This window comes from Paenibacillus sp. FSL P2-0121 (assembly GCF_037975345.1).
Taxonomy (GTDB): Bacteria; Bacillota; Bacilli; order Paenibacillales; family Paenibacillaceae; genus Paenibacillus_AQ; species Paenibacillus_AQ odorifer.
In genome coordinates this window covers 4,162,544-4,180,869 of the sequence record NZ_CP150245.1, presented here as the reverse complement: position 1 = coordinate 4,180,869, position 18,326 = coordinate 4,162,544, and the positions used below count along the sequence as shown (strand labels likewise).

Annotated in this window: 16 protein-coding genes; all 16 read left to right on the top strand. The window is 42.5% G+C overall.

The window, feature by feature from the left end; genetic code table 11:
• Window positions 1–113 precede the first annotated feature (113 nt).
• On the top strand, window positions 114–968 hold the full coding sequence (locus MKY54_RS18445; RefSeq protein WP_076304449.1) for an AraC family transcriptional regulator: 855 nt from the start codon (window positions 114–116) through the stop codon (window positions 966–968).
• Window positions 969–1,106: 138 nt separating this feature from the next.
• Window positions 1,107–1,994 carry a hypothetical protein gene (locus MKY54_RS18440; RefSeq protein WP_076182490.1) on the top strand — a complete coding sequence of 296 codons (888 nt, stop codon included), beginning with the start codon at window positions 1,107–1,109 and terminating at the stop codon, window positions 1,992–1,994.
• Between the two features lie 33 nt (window positions 1,995–2,027).
• On the top strand, window positions 2,028–3,404 hold the full coding sequence (locus MKY54_RS18435; RefSeq protein WP_339187496.1) for an extracellular solute-binding protein: 1,377 nt from the start codon (window positions 2,028–2,030) through the stop codon (window positions 3,402–3,404).
• 104 nt (window positions 3,405–3,508) lie between these two features.
• A complete protein-coding gene (locus MKY54_RS18430) occupies window positions 3,509–4,399 on the top strand; it encodes a sugar ABC transporter permease (RefSeq protein ID WP_076277788.1) in 891 nt (296 codons plus the stop codon).
• An 84-nt stretch (window positions 4,400–4,483) separates the two neighbouring features.
• Window positions 4,484–5,320 carry a carbohydrate ABC transporter permease gene (locus tag MKY54_RS18425; RefSeq protein WP_339191232.1) on the top strand — a complete coding sequence of 279 codons (837 nt, stop codon included), beginning with the start codon at window positions 4,484–4,486 and terminating at the stop codon, window positions 5,318–5,320.
• A 12-nt stretch (window positions 5,321–5,332) separates the two neighbouring features.
• Complete coding sequence (locus MKY54_RS18420; RefSeq protein ID WP_339187493.1) at window positions 5,333–6,193, top strand: metallophosphoesterase; 861 nt, start codon at window positions 5,333–5,335, stop codon at window positions 6,191–6,193.
• Window positions 6,190–7,392: a Gfo/Idh/MocA family oxidoreductase gene (locus MKY54_RS18415; RefSeq protein ID WP_339187491.1), complete on the top strand. Its 1,203-nt coding sequence runs from the start codon at window positions 6,190–6,192 to the stop codon at window positions 7,390–7,392. The genes MKY54_RS18420 and MKY54_RS18415 overlap by 4 nt, the downstream gene beginning before the upstream one ends.
• A gap of 2 nt (window positions 7,393–7,394) precedes the next feature.
• A complete protein-coding gene (locus MKY54_RS18410; protein ID WP_339191229.1) occupies window positions 7,395–7,910 on the top strand; it encodes a GNAT family N-acetyltransferase in 516 nt (171 codons plus the stop codon).
• Window positions 7,911–8,040: 130 nt separating this feature from the next.
• Window positions 8,041–9,078, top strand: a complete 1,038-nt coding sequence (locus MKY54_RS18405; protein WP_339187489.1) for an ROK family protein — start codon at window positions 8,041–8,043, stop codon at window positions 9,076–9,078.
• Window positions 9,079–9,088: 10 nt separating this feature from the next.
• Window positions 9,089–10,291 (top strand): MFS transporter, encoded by a 1,203-nt coding sequence (locus tag MKY54_RS18400; protein WP_339187487.1) that lies wholly within the window; start codon window positions 9,089–9,091, stop codon window positions 10,289–10,291.
• 65 nt (window positions 10,292–10,356) lie between these two features.
• Window positions 10,357–11,448: a glycosyltransferase family 2 protein gene (locus MKY54_RS18395; protein WP_339187485.1), complete on the top strand. Its 1,092-nt coding sequence runs from the start codon at window positions 10,357–10,359 to the stop codon at window positions 11,446–11,448.
• On the top strand, window positions 11,448–12,065 hold the full coding sequence (locus MKY54_RS18390) for a glycerol-3-phosphate acyltransferase (RefSeq protein WP_339187482.1): 618 nt from the start codon (window positions 11,448–11,450) through the stop codon (window positions 12,063–12,065). The genes MKY54_RS18395 and MKY54_RS18390 overlap by 1 nt, the downstream gene beginning before the upstream one ends.
• Before the next feature lie 224 nt (window positions 12,066–12,289).
• Window positions 12,290–14,521 (top strand): helix-turn-helix domain-containing protein, encoded by a 2,232-nt coding sequence (locus MKY54_RS18385; protein WP_339168334.1) that lies wholly within the window; start codon window positions 12,290–12,292, stop codon window positions 14,519–14,521.
• A 195-nt stretch (window positions 14,522–14,716) separates the two neighbouring features.
• On the top strand, window positions 14,717–15,691 hold the full coding sequence (locus tag MKY54_RS18380; RefSeq protein ID WP_339168332.1) for an ABC transporter permease subunit: 975 nt from the start codon (window positions 14,717–14,719) through the stop codon (window positions 15,689–15,691).
• A gap of 30 nt (window positions 15,692–15,721) precedes the next feature.
• Window positions 15,722–16,585 (top strand): carbohydrate ABC transporter permease, encoded by an 864-nt coding sequence (locus MKY54_RS18375; RefSeq protein ID WP_076129850.1) that lies wholly within the window; start codon window positions 15,722–15,724, stop codon window positions 16,583–16,585.
• A gap of 87 nt (window positions 16,586–16,672) precedes the next feature.
• The gene (locus tag MKY54_RS18370; protein WP_076129851.1) at window positions 16,673–18,259 is read left to right on the top strand and encodes an extracellular solute-binding protein; all 1,587 of its coding nucleotides are present in this window, start codon (window positions 16,673–16,675) and stop codon (window positions 18,257–18,259) included.
• The last annotated feature ends 67 nt before the right edge of the window (window positions 18,260–18,326 follow it).

The following is an 18,326-nucleotide window of genomic DNA, read 5'->3' as shown; positions in this document are numbered from 1 at the left end:
TGTTTCGAAGTATACACCTTTCGAATCTGAGAGGAAATTAATATAGCTTTTACAGCTCATTGACGCGGAGCGTATATAGGCTTGTTATATTGAGGGGAAAAGGGGGATGAAATATGAGAGAAATGGAAGAATCGTCCTTTACCACTACCCAGCCTGTTCTTGCAAGCGATACTTATGGTTGGGATAAGCTTCAGGTTTCACAATGGTATAGCCCGCAGCAAGCTTTCACCCCATCCTCGGAGTCAAAATATTTAATTGGGATTCACTGCACAGCCTACTACGAAAACTATTACACCATTCATATTAGCCCTTGTAATGAGAGCCTTCTTTGTCCTTGGGGCAGAACCTCGCTCTATTTTTTGAAAATTGAAATTACACCAGCGGTCATCGAAGAGATTGCTCGTGAATCAGGTTATCTGAAGGAAGGCCATATCCAATTGGACCGCAAATTTCATGTCAAGGATTCCAAGCTGCTGCAATTAGGGCTTTGGATGCTGGAGGAATTGCAGAATGGCGGTGCCAAAGGGAAAATATACAGCGACTCTTTATCAAATATGTTAATTATTCATTTGTTACAACACTATTCTTCTGTGATCCCCCAGCACTCAAACAGTAAAACGCCCGCCAACCAAGAGATATTTCAGGTCATTCAATTTATGCGTGAGCGGTTGGAAGATGAGATTCAACTGACTGATCTCGCAACCATGGCTAATATGAGCCAATCACATTTTATTCGGATTTTTAAACAACAGACAGGATATACCCCCCATAACTATTTAATCCGGCTGCGAATCGAACGTTCTAAATTTCTTATTCGTTCCGGGAAAATTGGGTTGAAGGAAATTGCGTCTCAGGTGGGTTTCGCCGATCAAGGACATTTTACTAGATTGTTCAAACGAGAAACCGGCCTAACCCCAAAGCTGTATGCGAATCAAAGCGCCTCCAAGCCTAATCATATGGTTTATTAATTTTATTCTTGTAAATGAGAGTTTTATTCAAGGAATGAAGTGTTTTGTTCAATTAGAGAGCTGCAGCCAGCTCCTATAATAAGGTTGAAGTAAGGCGTACAAATGCCGAACTACAACCTTATTAGGAGGAGAGAAAACATGAGATTAAAAAGATTATTCAGTCTGATTTGCGCGGGGGTACTTACGACCAGTTCTTTATCTTTAGTAGCATCTGCCACACCTGTCGGACCGGATAACCTAGTAAACACCGTGGTAGAGTCCAGCGCAGAGTCAACTTCAGATTCAATGATCACTGCTGGATGGCATGAAGTATCCAAGCAAACCTTTTGGTTACTAGATGCTCTTGAAAGAGGACAAGGGGTGGCTACAGACGGGAATTCATGGATCTTTAATTCCTCGTATGGGCTCTTACGGACTGGACTTGATGGAAAATCCGTAAAAGCAAGGAATGAATTGGCTATTCCACTGGAGATTGCCTCTCAAGGTGGAGACCATATCGGTGATATTTCCTACTATAACGGTAAAATATACGCTCCTATTGAAGACGGTAAAAACTATCAGCATCCTTACATCGCCCTTTATGATGTGAACACTTTGAAATATACAGGCACATCCTATGCTTTGCCGCTGAATTTGCATATTGGCGGTGTACCATGGGTAGCGGTGGATGCCGCTCGCGGTCAGGTTTATACAGCTCAGTGGAGTAATGCAAGCGTCTTGAATGTCCTTAGCCTCGACGATATGCATGTAATCACAACCGTTCCACTTTCCCAAAGCATTGATCGAATTCAAGGTGCCGAAGTGTACAACGGTATTCTATATGCCTCTACGGATAACGCGACCCAAACGGTTTACCAGATTGATCCGGAGACTGGAAACGTATCTGTGGCCTTTGATCGCAATCTGCCTAGTGGTACAGAGGCTCAAGGAATTGCTGTATTGCCCACCGCTGATGGTGCCCAGCTTCATATTCTTGATGTAGGCTCAAATCGTATTAGTGTGAACTTTCGCCATTATGCATTCTAATTCAAATCCAAGCGAAAAAAGGGGCTAACAGAAATGCTAAAGCAATCCAAAACCATTCTAACGCTATTATCCATTTCCATGCTAGCAGTAGCGGGCTGCGGTCAAGCCAATAACAGTACAGTTGAAGCCAAAGCGAAAACTAATAACGCTCAGCCTACAGCAATCGCAGCAACTCCTGAATCCACAGAGACTCCAGCTACTAAGCCGGTGGAGATTACCTTTTATTATCCGGTTAATGTGGGGGGGCCTCTTACTAAAGTAATCGATGGGATGGCTAATGCATTCATGGAACAGCACCCGGAAATTAAGGTTAATCCCGTGTACACAGGCAATTACGGTGATAATACCGTAAAAATCCAAGCGGGTGTACAAGCCAAACAGCCACCGGATGTCGCGGTCATGATGTCAACAGAGCTATACAGCATGCTCGATATGAATGCGATTGTTCCGCTGGATGATTATATTGCGAAGGACAAGGACATTCAAATGGAAGACTTTTATCCCGCCTTTGTGGAGGATACTCAGTCTGAAGGTAAAACGTACAGCCTGCCCTTTCAGCGAAGTACGATTGTTATGTATTACAACAAAGAAATGTTCAAAGCCGCAGGACTTGATCCAGAGAAGCCACCCACTACATGGGATGAGCTTGTAACCTATGCTAAGAAGCTGAACAAAGACGGTCACGTTGGGCTGGAAATTCCGGGCAATGATGATTCGTATTGGATGTTTCAAATGCTTGCTCGGCAAAATGCTTCTGATCCGAAGCAAAACATAATGTCTTCCGATGGCAAAAAAGCGATGTTTGATACACCGGAGAATGTGGAGGCATTGCAATTCTGGTTGGATTTATCCCATAAATATAAGGCGATGCCGGAAGGTGTTATTGATTGGGCTACGGTTCCAACGGATTTCATTCAAGGTAAAACAGCCATGATGATGCATACAAGCGGCAACTTGACCAATGTAAAAAATAATGCGAAATTCGAATTCGGTGTAGCGTTCCCACCTGCACAAAAGCAATTTGGATCACCCACTGGTGGCGGCAATCTGTATATTTTCAAGGACACATCTCCTGAAAAACAAGCTGCAGCTTGGGAATTCGCCAAATACATGACGGCTTCGGAACAGGCGGCCCTCTTCAGCAGCTCATCCGGTTATGTTGGCGTAAGAAAGTCCGCTTATGATACAGATGCAATGAAGAAATATACGGCGGATTTCCCGCAAGCATTGGTTGCAAGAGACCAGCTGGAATATGCTTTCCGGGAATTATCCACTCATAATCATGGTAAAGTATCGACGGCAATAACGAATCAGATTCAAGCGGCATTGGCAGGAGAGATTGATGCCGCAGGTGCGCTCAAAAAAGCGCAAGCAGAAGCAGATCAGGCACTAGCTCCCTTCAATAAGTAATTATTAAGGTATGGGTTACGCCAGGACAGCCTTGGTAGCATGTTCTGGCGTCATTCCATTATTCAATAATCGTAGAAACCTTTAACAGGGAAGGATTGAATGGTATGAATGCCGGATGGAGTGAGAGGCTTAGACGAAACGGATTCGGCTGGGGACTTGTGTTACCTTCGCTGCTTTTTCTTTGCTTGTTTACTTATTACCCTATGTTTAAATCGCTTTGGCTCAGCTTTTATGAGAAAAACTTAGCAACTCCTGAGCCTTTGTTCGTAGGATTTGAGAATTACGCTAATCTATTGCATGACCATGTTTTTTTGAAGGTGTTCAGTAACAATATATGGTTCGCTCTTGGCACAGTACCAACCTCAATAGTTTTGGCTTTCTTGATGGCACTGTTTGCCGACAAAGCGATAAAAGGGCGGGGACTGGCACGTCTTTCCTTTTTCTATCCGAATATGATCCCAATGATCGCGGTGGCGAACATTTGGTTGTTTCTGTATACCCCTCATTTTGGGCTTTTCGCCAGACTGGCTTCTTGGATCGCAGATCAGCCTGTGAATTTGCTGGGAACACCTGATACGGTGATGGGCGCATTAGTCATCATGATGATTTGGAAAGAAGCCGGATATTTTATGATTTTTTATTTAGCAGGAATGCAGCAGATTCCTAAGGATTTATATGAAGCGGCTGCAGTAAGCGGAGTCAGTACGTTCACTTCCATTCGTAGAATCACAATTCCACTCACGATGCCAACAACATTGTTCGTGGCTGTTGTGGCGATAACGAATTCCTTTAAGCTGGTTGACCATCTCTGGATTATGACAAAAGGCGGCCCGAACAATGCAAGCAACCTGCTGCTTTATTATATCTACGAGTCCACTTTTAATTTCTACGATCAAGGAATGGCCGCATCGATGACGGTGGTCATGATCGTGTTGCTGCTCCTGATTTCCTCTTTGCAGTTTTTTGGCTGGGATCGGAAAATCCATTATGAATAGGAGGTGGATTCCATGGAGGATAATCCATTAAAGCTGCCCTTAGTATTAAGGCAGAATACACGTAAAGCTTTAGAAGAGGAGTGTATGTTGAACTCAGAAAGAACGAAGCGCCGAATCCAGCAGATACTATGGCATGCGGTTGGATTTACTTTTGCCGCGGTCTGGATCATTCCCTTCCTATGGGTGGTCAGAACGGCTTTTTTACCTAAAGACGTCGCTATCGATTCGGGCTGGTCTTGGGGCTTTACGTTCGAGAATTTGATTCATGTCTGGAATGGAGCGCCTTTTGGACGATTTTTAATGAATACATTGCTGGTGTGCGGTGTTGTGCTAGCTGTGCAACTCGTTACGATGACAATGGCTGCTTATGCGTTCGCACGAGTACGTTTCTTTGGAAAAGAGCTGCTATTCCTGTTATTTTTAGTGCAAATTATGGTGCCGCCGGATGTTCTTATCTTTTCCAACTATCAGGTGTTGAACGAAATGGGTCTGCTGGATACCAAGCTGGGGATTATGCTGCCTTACTTTGCCTCCTCCTTTGGAGTGTTTCTCTTAAGACAATCCTTTAAGCAATTACCCTATGAGCTCGATGAAGCTGCCCGGGTGGAAGGCGCCTCACGGCTGCATATTCTTTCCAGAATCTATGTCCCACTGTCACGCCCGATTTATGTGTCCTTTGCCATCGTGTCGGTCAGCTTTCATTGGAATGATTTCTTGTGGCCGTTAATTGTAACCAATTCAGAGGAAAATCGCTTGTTAACTGTAGGATTGGCCATGTTCGCAAAAGCCACGGAATCAGGCGCACAGTGGTCTGATGTCTGCGCGGCTACGCTGATTGTCTCGGCACCCTTAATGATTGGATTTTTATTGTTCCAACGGCAAGTGATAGGTAGTTTTATGAGCTCTGGCATTAAAGGTTAGGAGGAGGCATTTATGAGGCTGGCGATTATCGGAGACTTACATTATCCGGACGAATTGTTAAACAACAAGGTTTTGATTAAAGAGGCACGAGATGCTTTTTACGAGCAATTTATGAATCTATTTTTGTCCATCCCAGCCGATTATCATATTTCTGTGGGAGATATGGTGCATGCAGGAGAATTTAGCGAATTTAATTATATCATGGGTAAGATTAAGGACAGCAAGCATTCCAGGCGTTTTCTACATGTTCTTGGCAATCATGATACGTACACTTATCCTAAGCAAGAAATCCTTTCCGTCACCCGGCAGCAGCGATACAGTGTGATTGAAGAGACCCATGCGATCATTATATTGCTGGATACCGCACGGGAAAATCGTGACGATTGGAGCGGAACGCTTGATGATGAACAGTTAGCCTGGCTCGAAGCACAAATGAAGCGGACTACAGATAAGCCACTATTCGTCTTTGGCCATCATCCCTTGTATAATACGACGGCTAGATCAACTGAGCCAATGATGTCACTGGATCCCAGCTTGGATATTTGGCCGATATTGAAGCAATGGCAAGGTGTGGGTTTCTATTTCAACGGGCATAATCATGTGCATTCTATCGTTAGACAAGAAAACTGGCATTTCATTCAAACGGCCTCCATTCTGGATATTCCTGCTGCTCGAATTCTCACTGTGCTTGAAGATGAGATCCGGTTAGAGATGGTGAGTCTGGCGAGCGAGCAATTAAGTAAATGGTCTTCATTATTTACCCTCAGCATTTTTGATTATGAAAAATATCCGCAGGCTGAAGGGGAGGCGAGAGATCAGGAACTAATCATCAATCGACTTCAAAGGGACAGAAAGCAGGTGGACCAGCAATGAATCGCCAGCCAGTAAGATTAGCCATCGTAGGCGGGAATCGCGGGGCCAGTTTTATGAATGCACTATACTCTCTATCGGATCGGATACATCTGACCGCCACTTGTGACTTGAATGAGTGGGTGCTTAATCAATGGAAAGAGAAATTTCCGGACATCCGAACGTATCGGGATTATCATGAAATGTTAAAAGATTCGGCAATTGATGCGGTGTTTATCTTAAGCCCCATGCATTTGCATGCCAGACAATCTATTGATGCTTTAAAAGCGGGTAAGCATGTCCTAAGCGAAGTGATTTCGATCCAATCTTTAGAGGAAGCTTGGGAGCTTATCGAAACTGTTGAACAAACTGGACTTAAATATATGATGTCTGAAAATTACTGCTTCTCGCGCTCCAATCTGACGATTAAACATATGGCGGATCAAGGCATGTTCGGTGAAATTACTTATCTGGAAGGCGGATACATCCATGATTTACGTCACTTGACTCATCATCCGGATGGATCTCTGACTTGGCGGGGGCAATTACATCAGCATTATAACGGGATCAATTATCCGACGCATTCTATAGGTCCAGTTGCCCAATGGATTAATCTCAAAAAGCCTGATGGAGATCGATTAAAAAGCATCTCGACTTTTGTTTCTAAATCAAGATCCTTACAATATTATTTTGGAGAGCATTATGGAAAAGATCATCCGGCAGCGCGTGAAGGTTTCTGGCGGCAAGGCGACAGTGCGGTTGCGGTCATCCAAACGGAAAAGGGTGTACTGATTGAGCTGCGTGTAGACTGGAGCTCTGTACGACCTCATAATAAAACTCATTATTTGCTGCAAGGAACTGAAGGGGCGTATATTACGGGCCGCCATCAGCAAGAGGAAGATTTGATCTGGTTCAGGAATCTTTCGCCCAAAAATATAGAGAATGGAGAGGAATTGTGGGAGCCGTTAAGCAGCTATCAGCCACTTTATGATCATCCAACATGGAAAAAATGGGGCGAATACGCTGCTGGGACGAAACATGGCGGAGGTGATTTTATGGTGCTTGAGGAATTCATTTCCGCGATTCAGGAGGATCGCACCCCTTCGGTGGACGTATATGATGCCGTTACTTGGAGCTCTGTGTTTACATTATCTATGGAATCTGTAGAGATGGGTGGGAAAGTTATAGCTTTTCCTGATTTTAGATCGATGGTGAGAATTTGACGGTGGAACAGGCGCTTTCCAAACTTGTAATGAAAAAAGAAATGCTGTCCGACTTGCCTGCTTTTCATTGCCCCGCTGGGTATCGGCTTACGTCCTTCCAGCCGGAGGACGAGCGAAATTGGGAGGATCTTATCCGTCATTCTTTTACGAGAGAAGTTAAATTCGTAGATAAAATCAGTGATCATGTACCCTTGTATTCGGATCGCTTGTTGTTCATTTGCCGCGGGGATCAGCCTGTAGCGACAGCTACGGCCTGGGAATTAAGCAGTGGAGACCCTAAGCGCTGGTACTTGCATATGGTTGGAGTGCTTCCGGAATATTCTGGCAAAGGCCTCGGTTATGCTGTAAGTCTTGCTGTTTTGCACAAAATAAGAGAATCAGGTGGAGCGGCAGCCTCTTTAGAAACCGATGATTTCAGATTGCCCGCCATCCGTATTTATTTGAAATTAGGATTTCAGCCGGTGTACTTAGACGATAGTCATCCTGGAAGGTGGGACCGAATCCTGCAAAGGCTTTGATTTTGATAATGATTAATGCTAGGGATTAGGGGGGCTATACGCCTCCTTATTTCATTCTGGCACCTACGGAAGAAACTTGATTCAAGAATTAACTTGTCGGTATGACTATAGGTGGGAGGGTGGGAGAGCCATGGCGAGTGAGAAACGACTTCCTTCACAGCAAATGAAATCTGAAATTATCCGAAATATTCGAACAGCATTATTAGAACTAGGAAAAGCAACGAAGGCAGAGTTAAGCCATAAATTGCAATACAGTTTCCCAACGATAAGTAAATTTCTAATGCAGATGGAAGAGGCAGGGGAAATAACGGTCAGCGGTCTGGATGAGTCAAGTGGGGGAAGAAGGGCAATAAGATACACCTATAATCCGAATTATCGGTTAGGGATGGCTGTTTTTTTGGAAAAAAATGAAACCAATTTTACCATCTATAATTGCATTGGCGAGGTAATCAAAGAAGGGAGTTTGCCCAGTATTCTTGAGGAAGATGTTAGTAAACTGGTCATGCTTATTGAAGATGAAAAAAAGGCCAATCCTAAAATCCAATCTGTGGCTATTGGAGTTCCAGGTGCGGTGAATCATGGGCAGATTTTTCTGATTCCGGGTTATGAGAAATATCAGAATTTAGATTTGAAAAGACACATAGAAGATCAACTATCTATTCCGACAATCGTGGAAAATGATATGAATGCCGCTGTAATCGGCTATATGACGCAACGAAATTTGAAAGAGAATATATCTCTAATGTATCTGTATTTAGGGAAAAATGGTCCGGGGGCTGGGATCGCGGTCAATGGTGAAATCGTGCGAGGAAAGACGTTTTTTTCAGGAGAAGTTCAATTTTTGCCACAGTATGATCATAAAAATTTCATAGAGGCATTAACTGGAGATCCTGGTGGATCAAATATGCAATCGAATCATAGTGTGGATGCGATTAGTCGATTAGTGGCTACTATGACTTCTATTTTGAATCCGCATTATATTATTTTTTGTGAGGATGAATTAGCTCCAGCCATGCTTAATCAAATCTATGAACGGAGTGCAACATACGTTCCGAAGGAGCATCTTCCAGCGTTAGCGGTAAGTAACTTGAAACGTGATTATCTGAATGGATTACAAAGTCTTGGATTAGGCTTATTAGTTTCACAACAAATAGATGAGAACAATTAAGGAGATAACGATGGCAACTTTTTTTCTTATTATTATTTATTTAGCATTTATTAGTTTAGGCTTGCCGGATTCATTGCTTGGCTCCGCTTGGCCAGTGATGAGAATGGACTTAAATGCTTCATTAGGTACTGCTGGAATTCTTTCGATGGTTATTGCAGTAGGGACAATTGTGTCCAGTTTAATGAGTGGTGTTATCCTTAAACGTTTTGGTACAGGGAAAGTAACTCTTATTAGCTGTATCATGACTGCTGTAGCGTTGCTTGGTTTTGCAGGGTCACCTTCGTTAGTCTGGTTAATTATTGCTGCAATTCCACTTGGTTTAGGTGCGGGATCTGTAGATGCCGGATTAAATAGTTATGTGGCTACGCATTATAAAGCCCATCATATGAGTTGGTTACACTGTTTCTGGGGAGTGGGCGCCACGCTGGGTCCTATTATTATGGGCTCTTTTATCTCTGGAGAAGGTCTATGGCGGCAAGGTTATCTTACGGTTGCTTACATACAATTGTGCTTAGTCATTATTCTATTCGTTACACTGCCTTTATGGGATAGAGTGGCTGGGAGCAATAACCACCCGAATGCTGAAAGTGATCCTGAGTTCAATCATCCGGAGCTAGAGCATGCCGCAGAGAACACAAAACCATGGAAATTAAGAGGGGTAAAGCTAGCAATGTTAACCTTTTTATTTTATTCTGCCATCGAAACGAGTATGGGCTTATGGGGGAGCAGCTTTCTTGTAAACATTAAAGACATTCCTGCATCAACTGCAGCGACATGGGTATCATTTTTTTATCTAGGGATTACCTTTGGTAGAATGGTGACGGGTTTCATTACTTTTAAAATGAGTAATAAACAGCTAATTCGATATGGCCAGCTCATTGCTTTAATCGGTACGGTGCTGTTAGTATTGCCGCTTCCAACTATAGTTTCACTTGTAGGATTTATGATTATAGGTTTAGGGTTAGCCCCTATTTTTCCGTGTATGCTACATGAAACCCCTGTACGATTCGGGAAGAAACATGCTCAGTCGATTATGGGCTTTCAGATGGCAACAGCTTATACCGGCACCACGCTGATGCCGCCTTTTATCGGCTTATTAGCTTCGAAATTCACGCTGGGTATTTTTCCTGCGATGATCGTTTTTTTCGCCATCGTTATGCTCTTGTGTACAGAAAAGCTTAATCAATACTCAGCAAAAGTAAATGTCGGTTAAATTTGAATTGAATATATTACGGACTAACCCTTCATATATATAGCTATAGGAGGGGGGAGCTGTAAATGTGGTTGTTAATTATTATAGGTGTTGGATGTCTCTCCGGTTTTATATTGTTTAGAAAGAATATATTGGCCGCCGATCACGAACATGTTCAAGGACCGGAGAAATTGTCCATCATTATCCCCGCAAGAAATGAAGAATACAATTTGCGTTTTCTGCTCGACTCACTCCAGCTCCAAACCATTGCCCCCTATGAAATTATTGTTGTGGATGATTTCTCGGAGGATCGGACCAAGGAAATTGCCGAAAGCTATGGAGTTAAGGTTATTGCCAACAGCAGTCTCCCTGAGGGATGGACGGGCAAGAGCTGGGCAGTCTGGAATGGATATTTACAAGCCTCGGGCGATATTTTTGCTTTCTTGGATGCAGATATCCGGTTAAAGCCTAACGCTCTGGCCTCATTATTAAAAGCAAGGGAGCTATCGAAAGGTGTCATTTCGGTAGTTCCTTTTCATCATACAGAAAAGCTGTTTGAGAAACTTGCCTTAATCATGAATATGCTGGGGATCTTCACATTCACCTCTGTTTTTGAAAAGAATAACGCTAAAAAAGGATTATACGGTTCGTGTATTCTAGCTTTAAGGCAGGATTATGAAAAAGTTAATGGCCATCAAAGCATTAGATCTGAAGTGCTGGATGATTTGTCTTTAGGAGAGAAGTTTATCGCTGCAGGTGTTCCCATTAGAAATTTTATCGGTTATGGCTTAGTATCTTTTCGTATGTATCCGAAGGGGATAAAAAGTGAGATTGAAGGCTTCAGTAAAGGGGCTGTCTTAAGCACCTCAACGATAAGCCCGCGGACAATTATTCCAATCGCGCTTTGGGTGATCGGACTCATCATCTCAGAAACTGTGTTTATTTTTGCGAATACTACATGGTTTATGCCTTTATTGATCGGTTATCTCCTTTATATGTTCCAGCTCTTTTATTTTATAAAATATGTAGGTGTATTTGGCATCGTTATTCCTGTATTTCACGTGGTGGCAACTGTTTTCTTTATCTTGATCATGCTGTATTCGATTTATCAGGTTGTTTTTCTGAGGCATGTAAGCTGGAAAGGAAGGCATATTCAGGTGGGAGGCCCTAGGGACTAATGATCATATTGTGGGTCGCGGGTTTATTTTTGTCGGGATCTCTTATGTTTTCCTATTGGCTTGGTCTTGCGCGTAAAAAGAACTTGAAAGACATTGGCGACGGTAATCCGGGGGCTTTGAATCTATGGAAGTCATCTGGCTATAAATTCGGAATTTTTGGGGTGTTGTTGGATTTTTTAAAAGGATATCTGCCTCTTTTATGGGTAATGGAAAGTCATTATAGTCAGGGTTATTTCATTATTCCGCTAGCCTTAGCTCCTATTGCCGGTCATGCCTTCTCTCCATTTCTTAAAGGAAAAGGAGGGAAGGCGATTGCCGTAACCTTTGGGGTATGGAGCGCGTTGACAGGATTCAAGGCCTCTTTAGCGTTAGCAGTTATCCTGGCAGTGTTGAAAGTGCTCGGCAGCGGGTACAAAAGCAGAGGGAATTCACCTGTCTCGGATGGTGTGCAAGTGGTTAGCGGAATGCTGCTCCTTTTTGTCTATTTGTGCATCAGTAAGTGGTCTGCTCCTATCCTGTGGGTATGGTTTGGGAGCTTTGTGATCCTTGTGTATACGCACAGGTTAGAATGGATTGCATGGGTGAAGGAATATTCAAAAAGGGAGCGGGGGCATTGAAGTTACTTTCTTTGTCGCGATAGATGTTTTGTATAGGTTAATAAACAGGTTTCCAGCGATTAATTTCGGGGAAGCCTGTTTTTTTTCGGTTTTATAAGATGCGTTATCTTTAAACAGAAGATTTTATAATAGCTAAAGTTGGTGTATTTTAGTATCTTTAATTATAAATGCTTTCAATTTAGAAAGTTACAGAGATAGGGTTATGAACTAAAGGGGGGCTTGTGATGAAGATCGGCGGCAGAGTAAGAAATGGAGGCACATGGTTTACCCATCTGATTTTTTCATTCACATTATTAGCCGTTGTTTTAATCGGACTTGTGGGCAGTTATCTGTATGTTCAGGCTAATCGCTTAATGGTGGATGAGATTGCCAGAGACAGTAAGCAACGACTGATGACTTCAAGTGATTTTGTGGAGAATACGCTGCTGCAAAAATACGAAAACAGTATCCGCAACCGAGCAGTGTCTACCTTGTCGTTAGAAAATCAATCTATGCTGAATTATTTACTGGATAGTGAATGGGAAGGCAATACGAGCAGAATATTAGCTTTTCGCAAGGATCTCGAAATTTTCAAGCTTACTAATGAAGGCGTTTACAAAATATCCACATACTTCGAGAAAGGAAATTATATCATCGATAACAGCCAATTTTATTCGAAGCTGGACAATTCTCCAGATGCTTCCTTCTTGAAAACTTCAGTGACACCAGCCTTAAACCGCTGGACATATAGAACGTTATCGGATGAAGAAGAGGTGTTGACTTACGCAATCGCCCTTCCCTATGGTGCTTTATCAAAAACATCAACCGGCACCATGTACATTGACGTTAGCTTAGAATACATCAATAAAATGATTTCCAGCACGATGAGCTCGCCGATGGAAAAGCTATATGCTTTTGATGAAAAGGGCAGCCCTATTATCCATACGGGCTCGAACGTCGAAGAGGGGCTTAAGACTGCTAAGCAATGGATGAAGTCAGCAAGGAATAATAAGGAAATTCATTATAATAAACGCGACAAATATGTGTTGTCTTTTAAAAATGACCAAACCTCGAATAATCAATGGAAATACGTATTAATACGGCCTATGAATTCATTTGTATCCTCATCAAAGCAGCTGAAGAGCCAAATATTTGTCAGCTGTATCCTGGTATTGTTAATTGGGCTTCTATTCGCTTATTTGATTTCCAAACGTGTATATGTTCCGATGAAGAAGCTTGTTAACAATGTTCGCAGCTTTTATCATCCAGGCACCGTAAACTATTCGCAAAATGAATTCGCTATTATTGGTAGTACAATCTCAAAGCTAGGTCAAAAAATCGAAACCTTAGAATCTAAAGCTAAAGTGAATGAACTAAAAAATCTGGTATTAGGTGCAGGCGTTGGCTCGGATTACTACGATTATTTACCTTTGCAATGTCATTACATGACTAGCTATATTCGTATAACTAAGGGAGATTGCGAGGAATTCAGGGCTTTTTATGAACAGCATGCTGCCTATAGCTTTTATAAATTCGTCAGCTTAAATACCCAGGAAGCGGCGCTTATCTATTTCAGTGAGTTGAATAAGGATCACGAGGAGCTGGAGCTTTTATTATTGAAGGAACTGGAGCTTATAAAAAATGTGTTGCCTGAGCAACTACACTTTGGAGCAGCGCTTGGATCGAAGGTTCAGGCACCTGAAGAAATCCCCTTTTCGTATCAAAATGCCTTACATGCCTATCGATATCGGTTTATCTATGGTTCGGAAGCTATTGCGCGGTATTCACATATCCCGCTTAACGATGTTACGCCACACTTATTCTCTTTTGATCTTTATAAAAATGCCTTAAAGGCGGGCAATGACGTTACGATGAACAGGTTTATGGACGATTTCCAAAGGGTCATGGAGAAAGGTGATGTCCAATTGGAGACGGTTGAGTTAGGCCTGCTTCAGTTGGTTACGGTCCTGTATCAGACCATTATTGAGCTTGATCTGCAACAAATCGTTTCGCCTTCCAGTCTGTTCGATGAGTTCAAAAAGGAGACGTTGGCCGAAACCCTTGATTCCATTCGTGATTTATCGGCACAAATTACAGCTTATATTCAAGAGTCAGGAAATCACGCACATACAGAGATCATTCATAAATTAAAAATCTTTATCGATGATAATATTCAAGAGGATTTATCGCTAAATAAATTATCTGAGGTTGCTTCGTTGGCGCCATCGTATATTTCTACCTTGTTCGGAACCGTTATGAATGAATCGTTCACTGAATATGTAACCCGAGTGCGGTTGGAGAAGGCGGCTGATTTATTAAGAGAAAAAAAGCAGCTGTCCGTGGCTGAGATTTCTGCTCAGGTGGGTTATCGTAACCCGCAATATTTTCACAACAAATTCAAAACACGTTACGGAGTTACACCGGTCCAGTATAGGAACGCAGGCAATGCAAACCATTCGAACCATTCAAGTGCATAATTCTCCAATCCATGTGGAAAAGGCAATCGTCTCGCGATTGTCTTTTCTTTTGTTCGAAAAATTATAGCCCCAATACGAAGATAATTTACTGATTTTAATGAATTTACAATAGAAAAAGCGCTTACAATGCCCTAACGTAAGGGGTGTTCAGACACAGTCTTAACGCAAAATCGTATTCGGAAGGAGAAAACAACTATGAACCCGGCAAGCACTGCTGGCATTCAAAAACAGGGAGAGAATCTTAAGCCGAAAGTCTCGAGGTGGACACATACTTGGCGCCAATACAAAAAAAACAAATATTTATTCTTATTACTAGCTCCCGTGATCATCTGGTATACCGTATTTGCTTATGGCCCGATGTATGGCATTCAACTGGCCTTTAAAGATTATTTTATTCGTGATGGAATTTGGGGAAGTCCTTGGGTCGGCTTAAAGCATTTCGAATATTTGTTCACAGCTTCACCCGACTTTTGGAAAATCATTAAGAACACGCTTATTATCAGTTTTTACCATATCATTTTTGGTTTTCCTGCACCGATCATATTGGCTCTGTTATTTAACGAACTTAGGTTTTCCTTCTTCAAGAAGGTTGCACAGACGATATCCTATTTACCCCATTTCTTATCCTGGATCGTTATTGGGGGGATATTGATCGCTTTGTTATCTCCGAATTCCGGTGTGGTCAATTATATTATTCAGTGGCTCGGCTTTGATCCCATTTACTTTTTAGGCAGCGAGAAATATTTCCGCTTTACGCTCGTTATGTCAGGAATATGGAAGGAAATCGGCTGGGGAACGATTATATACTTAGCAGCATTAGCAAGCATCGATTCCCAAATGTACGAAGCTGCAGTTCTGGACGGAGCCAATCGCTGGAAACAAACGTTATTTATCACCATTCCTTCGATCCTGCCGGTGATTGCTATTCTGCTTATTCTTCGGGTAGGGAGTGTGCTGGATGCTGGCTTCGATCAAGTCTTAACACTTTATTCACCAGCTGTATATGGGGTGGCGGATACGTTAGATACTTATGTGTACCGGATAGGTCTGCAAAACTTTCAGTTCAGTCTAACGACGGCTGTTGGATTATTTAAAAATGTGGTGGGTCTTATCCTGGTGTTATTTGCTAACTTCATAACGAAAAAAATGGGGCAGGAAGGTCTTTATTAATGAATGAATGTAAGGAAGGAGTAACTACAATTGAAGCTATCCACTGGTGAAAAAGTATTCCAAGTCTTTCTAATCCTATTTGTAATCATTCTTTGTATTACGATGATTTATCCCTTCTTGCATGTGCTCTCTATATCGTTTAGCACCCCTGCGGAAGCACTACGGCCGGGAATTCATTTCTATCCCAAAGAAGTTTCCTTCTTTGCTTGGAAGCGTGTACTGACAACAGATACGGTCTGGCAAACGATGGGGAATACGGTTTTCCGCACAGTTGTAGGAACAGTTCTGACACTCGTGTTTCTGTCACTGGGAGCATATCCGCTATCTCGTAAATATTTGCCGCACCGGGGATTTTATACAATGTTCATTGTCGTAACGATGTTTTTTGGCGGCGGGCTTATCCCTACCTATCTGCTAATCAAAAGTCTGGGACTTATAAATTCGTTATGGGTTTATATTGTCCCCGGCCTGCTCAGCACGTTTAATCTTCTGCTCCTGCGAAATTTCTTTATGGGTATACCGGAGGAACTGGAGGATTCAGCTAAAATAGATGGGGCTAATGATATGCGGATCTTATTTACGATTGTTATTCCGCTGTCGAAGCCTGTTCTAGCAACATTAGCCCTATGGACTGCAGTAGGGCACTGGAACGCTTGGTTTGATGCAATGTTGTATATGCAGGATCAATCAAAGATTGTACTGCAGCTTTTCTTAAGACGGCTTGTTATTTCAGCCGAAGGAGATCCGATGTTACCACTTCCTACCAATGAGCAGGCTCCTGAAATGGTCAAAGCGGCTATTATTATGTTTACAGCGCTGCCTATATTAATGATCTATCCATTCCTGCAACGTTTCTTCGTCAAAGGAATTATGGTTGGATCACTTAAGGGTTAGAAGGCTCAGAACGGTTTAAACAGTCCGCTATATCCGCGGGCTGTCTAAATATATAGATGAACAAAAAAAGGGAGGAAATAAAAGAATATGAGGCATACATCCAAGAAATGGTTGGAAATTGCTGCGATAGCCCTATCGGCTTCACTTGTCATGAGTGGTTGCGGCGGGAATGCGGCGAATAATAACACTAACGAAACGAAGCCGACGAATCAAGGTCAAGGGGGGGCATCAGCAGCTGAAGCTCCGATTGAAATTATTTGGGCGAACAACTTTAATACGCCAGAAGAAGACGGTAACTATGTGCAAACCGAGCTCGAGAAGAAATTTAATGTGAAAATCAAAAATATTAAATTGGAACGTGGAACTTGGAAAGAACAATTTTCAGTGCTTCTAGCTTCTGGAGATATTCCTGATATCTTCCCGGTCGATGCAAACGAAACGGATATGGTGCAATGGGCAGATCAAGGGATTATTGCGACGATTGATAAGGCTGAAATTGAATCCCTGATGCCGAAATATGCAGCAGCATTGGATTCGGTTGATTCCGGGGCATGGGGCGTAGGCTTATACAACGAAAAAAACTGGGGGATCCCGAAAATTTGGCCAGGTGGTCTTGATGGATTTATTCCGGGCTATAATGAAGCCTGGCTGAAAAATATTGGCTACTCAGAACCACCCAAGACATTGGAAGAGCTTGAGGATGTACTCACCAAATTTGTTAATGAAGATCCGGACAAAAATGGGAAGAAGGATACTTACGGTTTAATCGGCCGCGGCAAGCTTCCAGAGCAATTGTTCACAAGTGTCTTCTCAGCATTTGCTGTTTCCCCTTATCAGTTCAAAAAGGATGCTTCCGGGAACGTAGTTTATGGAGGCATTACAGAAGAGACGCGATCAGCATTGGCGTTATTGAGCAAATGGTACAAAGCAGGTCTGATTGATCCTGAATTCATAACTAGTGATAATAACGAAATCAATATTAAATTTGCTGACCAAAAAGTGGGTATGGTGGATAACGGGAAGTGGGGCAATTTTTATAAAGAATCTGGGTTTGTCGCAAAACCTGGTCTAGAGAAAGGTCAAATATTCGTGCCTGGCAAGCCGTTTACAGCTCCAGATGGCGTTGCTTATTCTTTCGCGTATGGTGCAAGACAGGCGCCAGTATTGTTCGGTGTTCAACTCGAAAAGGATGAGAAGAAACGTCATAAGATTATGGAAATTCTCGAATATGTGTCTACGGATTCCGAAGGTTTTCTGCTGACAGGTTTCGGTCAATTGGGTGTGAGCTATGATATGGAAGGGGACCTTGCCATTCCAAAAGCGGATGAAGAGGTTAGTGCTCCGAAGATGGGAGCGGGCAATTTCTATAATCCACTTAGCTCCACAGACACTTCAATGGAAAAACATACGGTAAAACAAGAATTGCTAGATTTGAGAGACAAGATCACTCCAGGTGTTACACCATTGCTAGATGTACTGGGACCAGCCGTATTAACAAGCAAACCCAAGTATTGGGGCAATCTGAAGACGTTGCAAGATACGTTTGTTATCAAAGCAATTACAGGAGAAGCGAACACGGGTAAAGATTTTGATAATTTCAAGGATAGCTGGCTAAAGGCCGGAGGTCAGGAAGTAACGGATGAGGTAAATAAAGTGCTGGCAGATCGTAAATAGCAGCGTTCGCTGATTAGTACTGGATGATAGGCTGGAGCAAAAGCTTGCTCCAGCCTATTTATTAAAC

Excerpts from the sequence above, each read along its gene's own strand:
- MKY54_RS18425 (WP_339191232.1), top strand. The coding sequence starts at position 4,484 with ATGTTGAACTCAGAAAGAACGAAGCGCCGAATCCAGCAGATACTATGG.
- MKY54_RS18395 (WP_339187485.1), top strand. The coding sequence starts at position 10,357 with ATGTGGTTGTTAATTATTATAGGTGTTGGATGTCTCTCCGGTTTTATA.
- MKY54_RS18445 (WP_076304449.1), top strand. The coding sequence starts at position 114 with ATGAGAGAAATGGAAGAATCGTCCTTTACCACTACCCAGCCTGTTCTT.
- MKY54_RS18400 (WP_339187487.1), top strand. The coding sequence starts at position 9,089 with ATGGCAACTTTTTTTCTTATTATTATTTATTTAGCATTTATTAGTTTA.
- MKY54_RS18405 (WP_339187489.1), top strand. The coding sequence starts at position 8,041 with ATGGCGAGTGAGAAACGACTTCCTTCACAGCAAATGAAATCTGAAATT.
- MKY54_RS18415 (WP_339187491.1), top strand. The coding sequence starts at position 6,190 with ATGAATCGCCAGCCAGTAAGATTAGCCATCGTAGGCGGGAATCGCGGG.
- MKY54_RS18390 (WP_339187482.1), top strand. The coding sequence starts at position 11,448 with ATGATCATATTGTGGGTCGCGGGTTTATTTTTGTCGGGATCTCTTATG.
- MKY54_RS18430 (WP_076277788.1), top strand. The coding sequence starts at position 3,509 with ATGAATGCCGGATGGAGTGAGAGGCTTAGACGAAACGGATTCGGCTGG.
- MKY54_RS18370 (WP_076129851.1), top strand. The coding sequence starts at position 16,673 with ATGAGGCATACATCCAAGAAATGGTTGGAAATTGCTGCGATAGCCCTA.
- MKY54_RS18420 (WP_339187493.1), top strand. The coding sequence starts at position 5,333 with ATGAGGCTGGCGATTATCGGAGACTTACATTATCCGGACGAATTGTTA.
- MKY54_RS18385 (WP_339168334.1), top strand. The coding sequence starts at position 12,290 with ATGAAGATCGGCGGCAGAGTAAGAAATGGAGGCACATGGTTTACCCAT.
- MKY54_RS18380 (WP_339168332.1), top strand. The coding sequence starts at position 14,717 with ATGAACCCGGCAAGCACTGCTGGCATTCAAAAACAGGGAGAGAATCTT.
- MKY54_RS18440 (WP_076182490.1), top strand. The coding sequence starts at position 1,107 with ATGAGATTAAAAAGATTATTCAGTCTGATTTGCGCGGGGGTACTTACG.
- MKY54_RS18435 (WP_339187496.1), top strand. The coding sequence starts at position 2,028 with ATGCTAAAGCAATCCAAAACCATTCTAACGCTATTATCCATTTCCATG.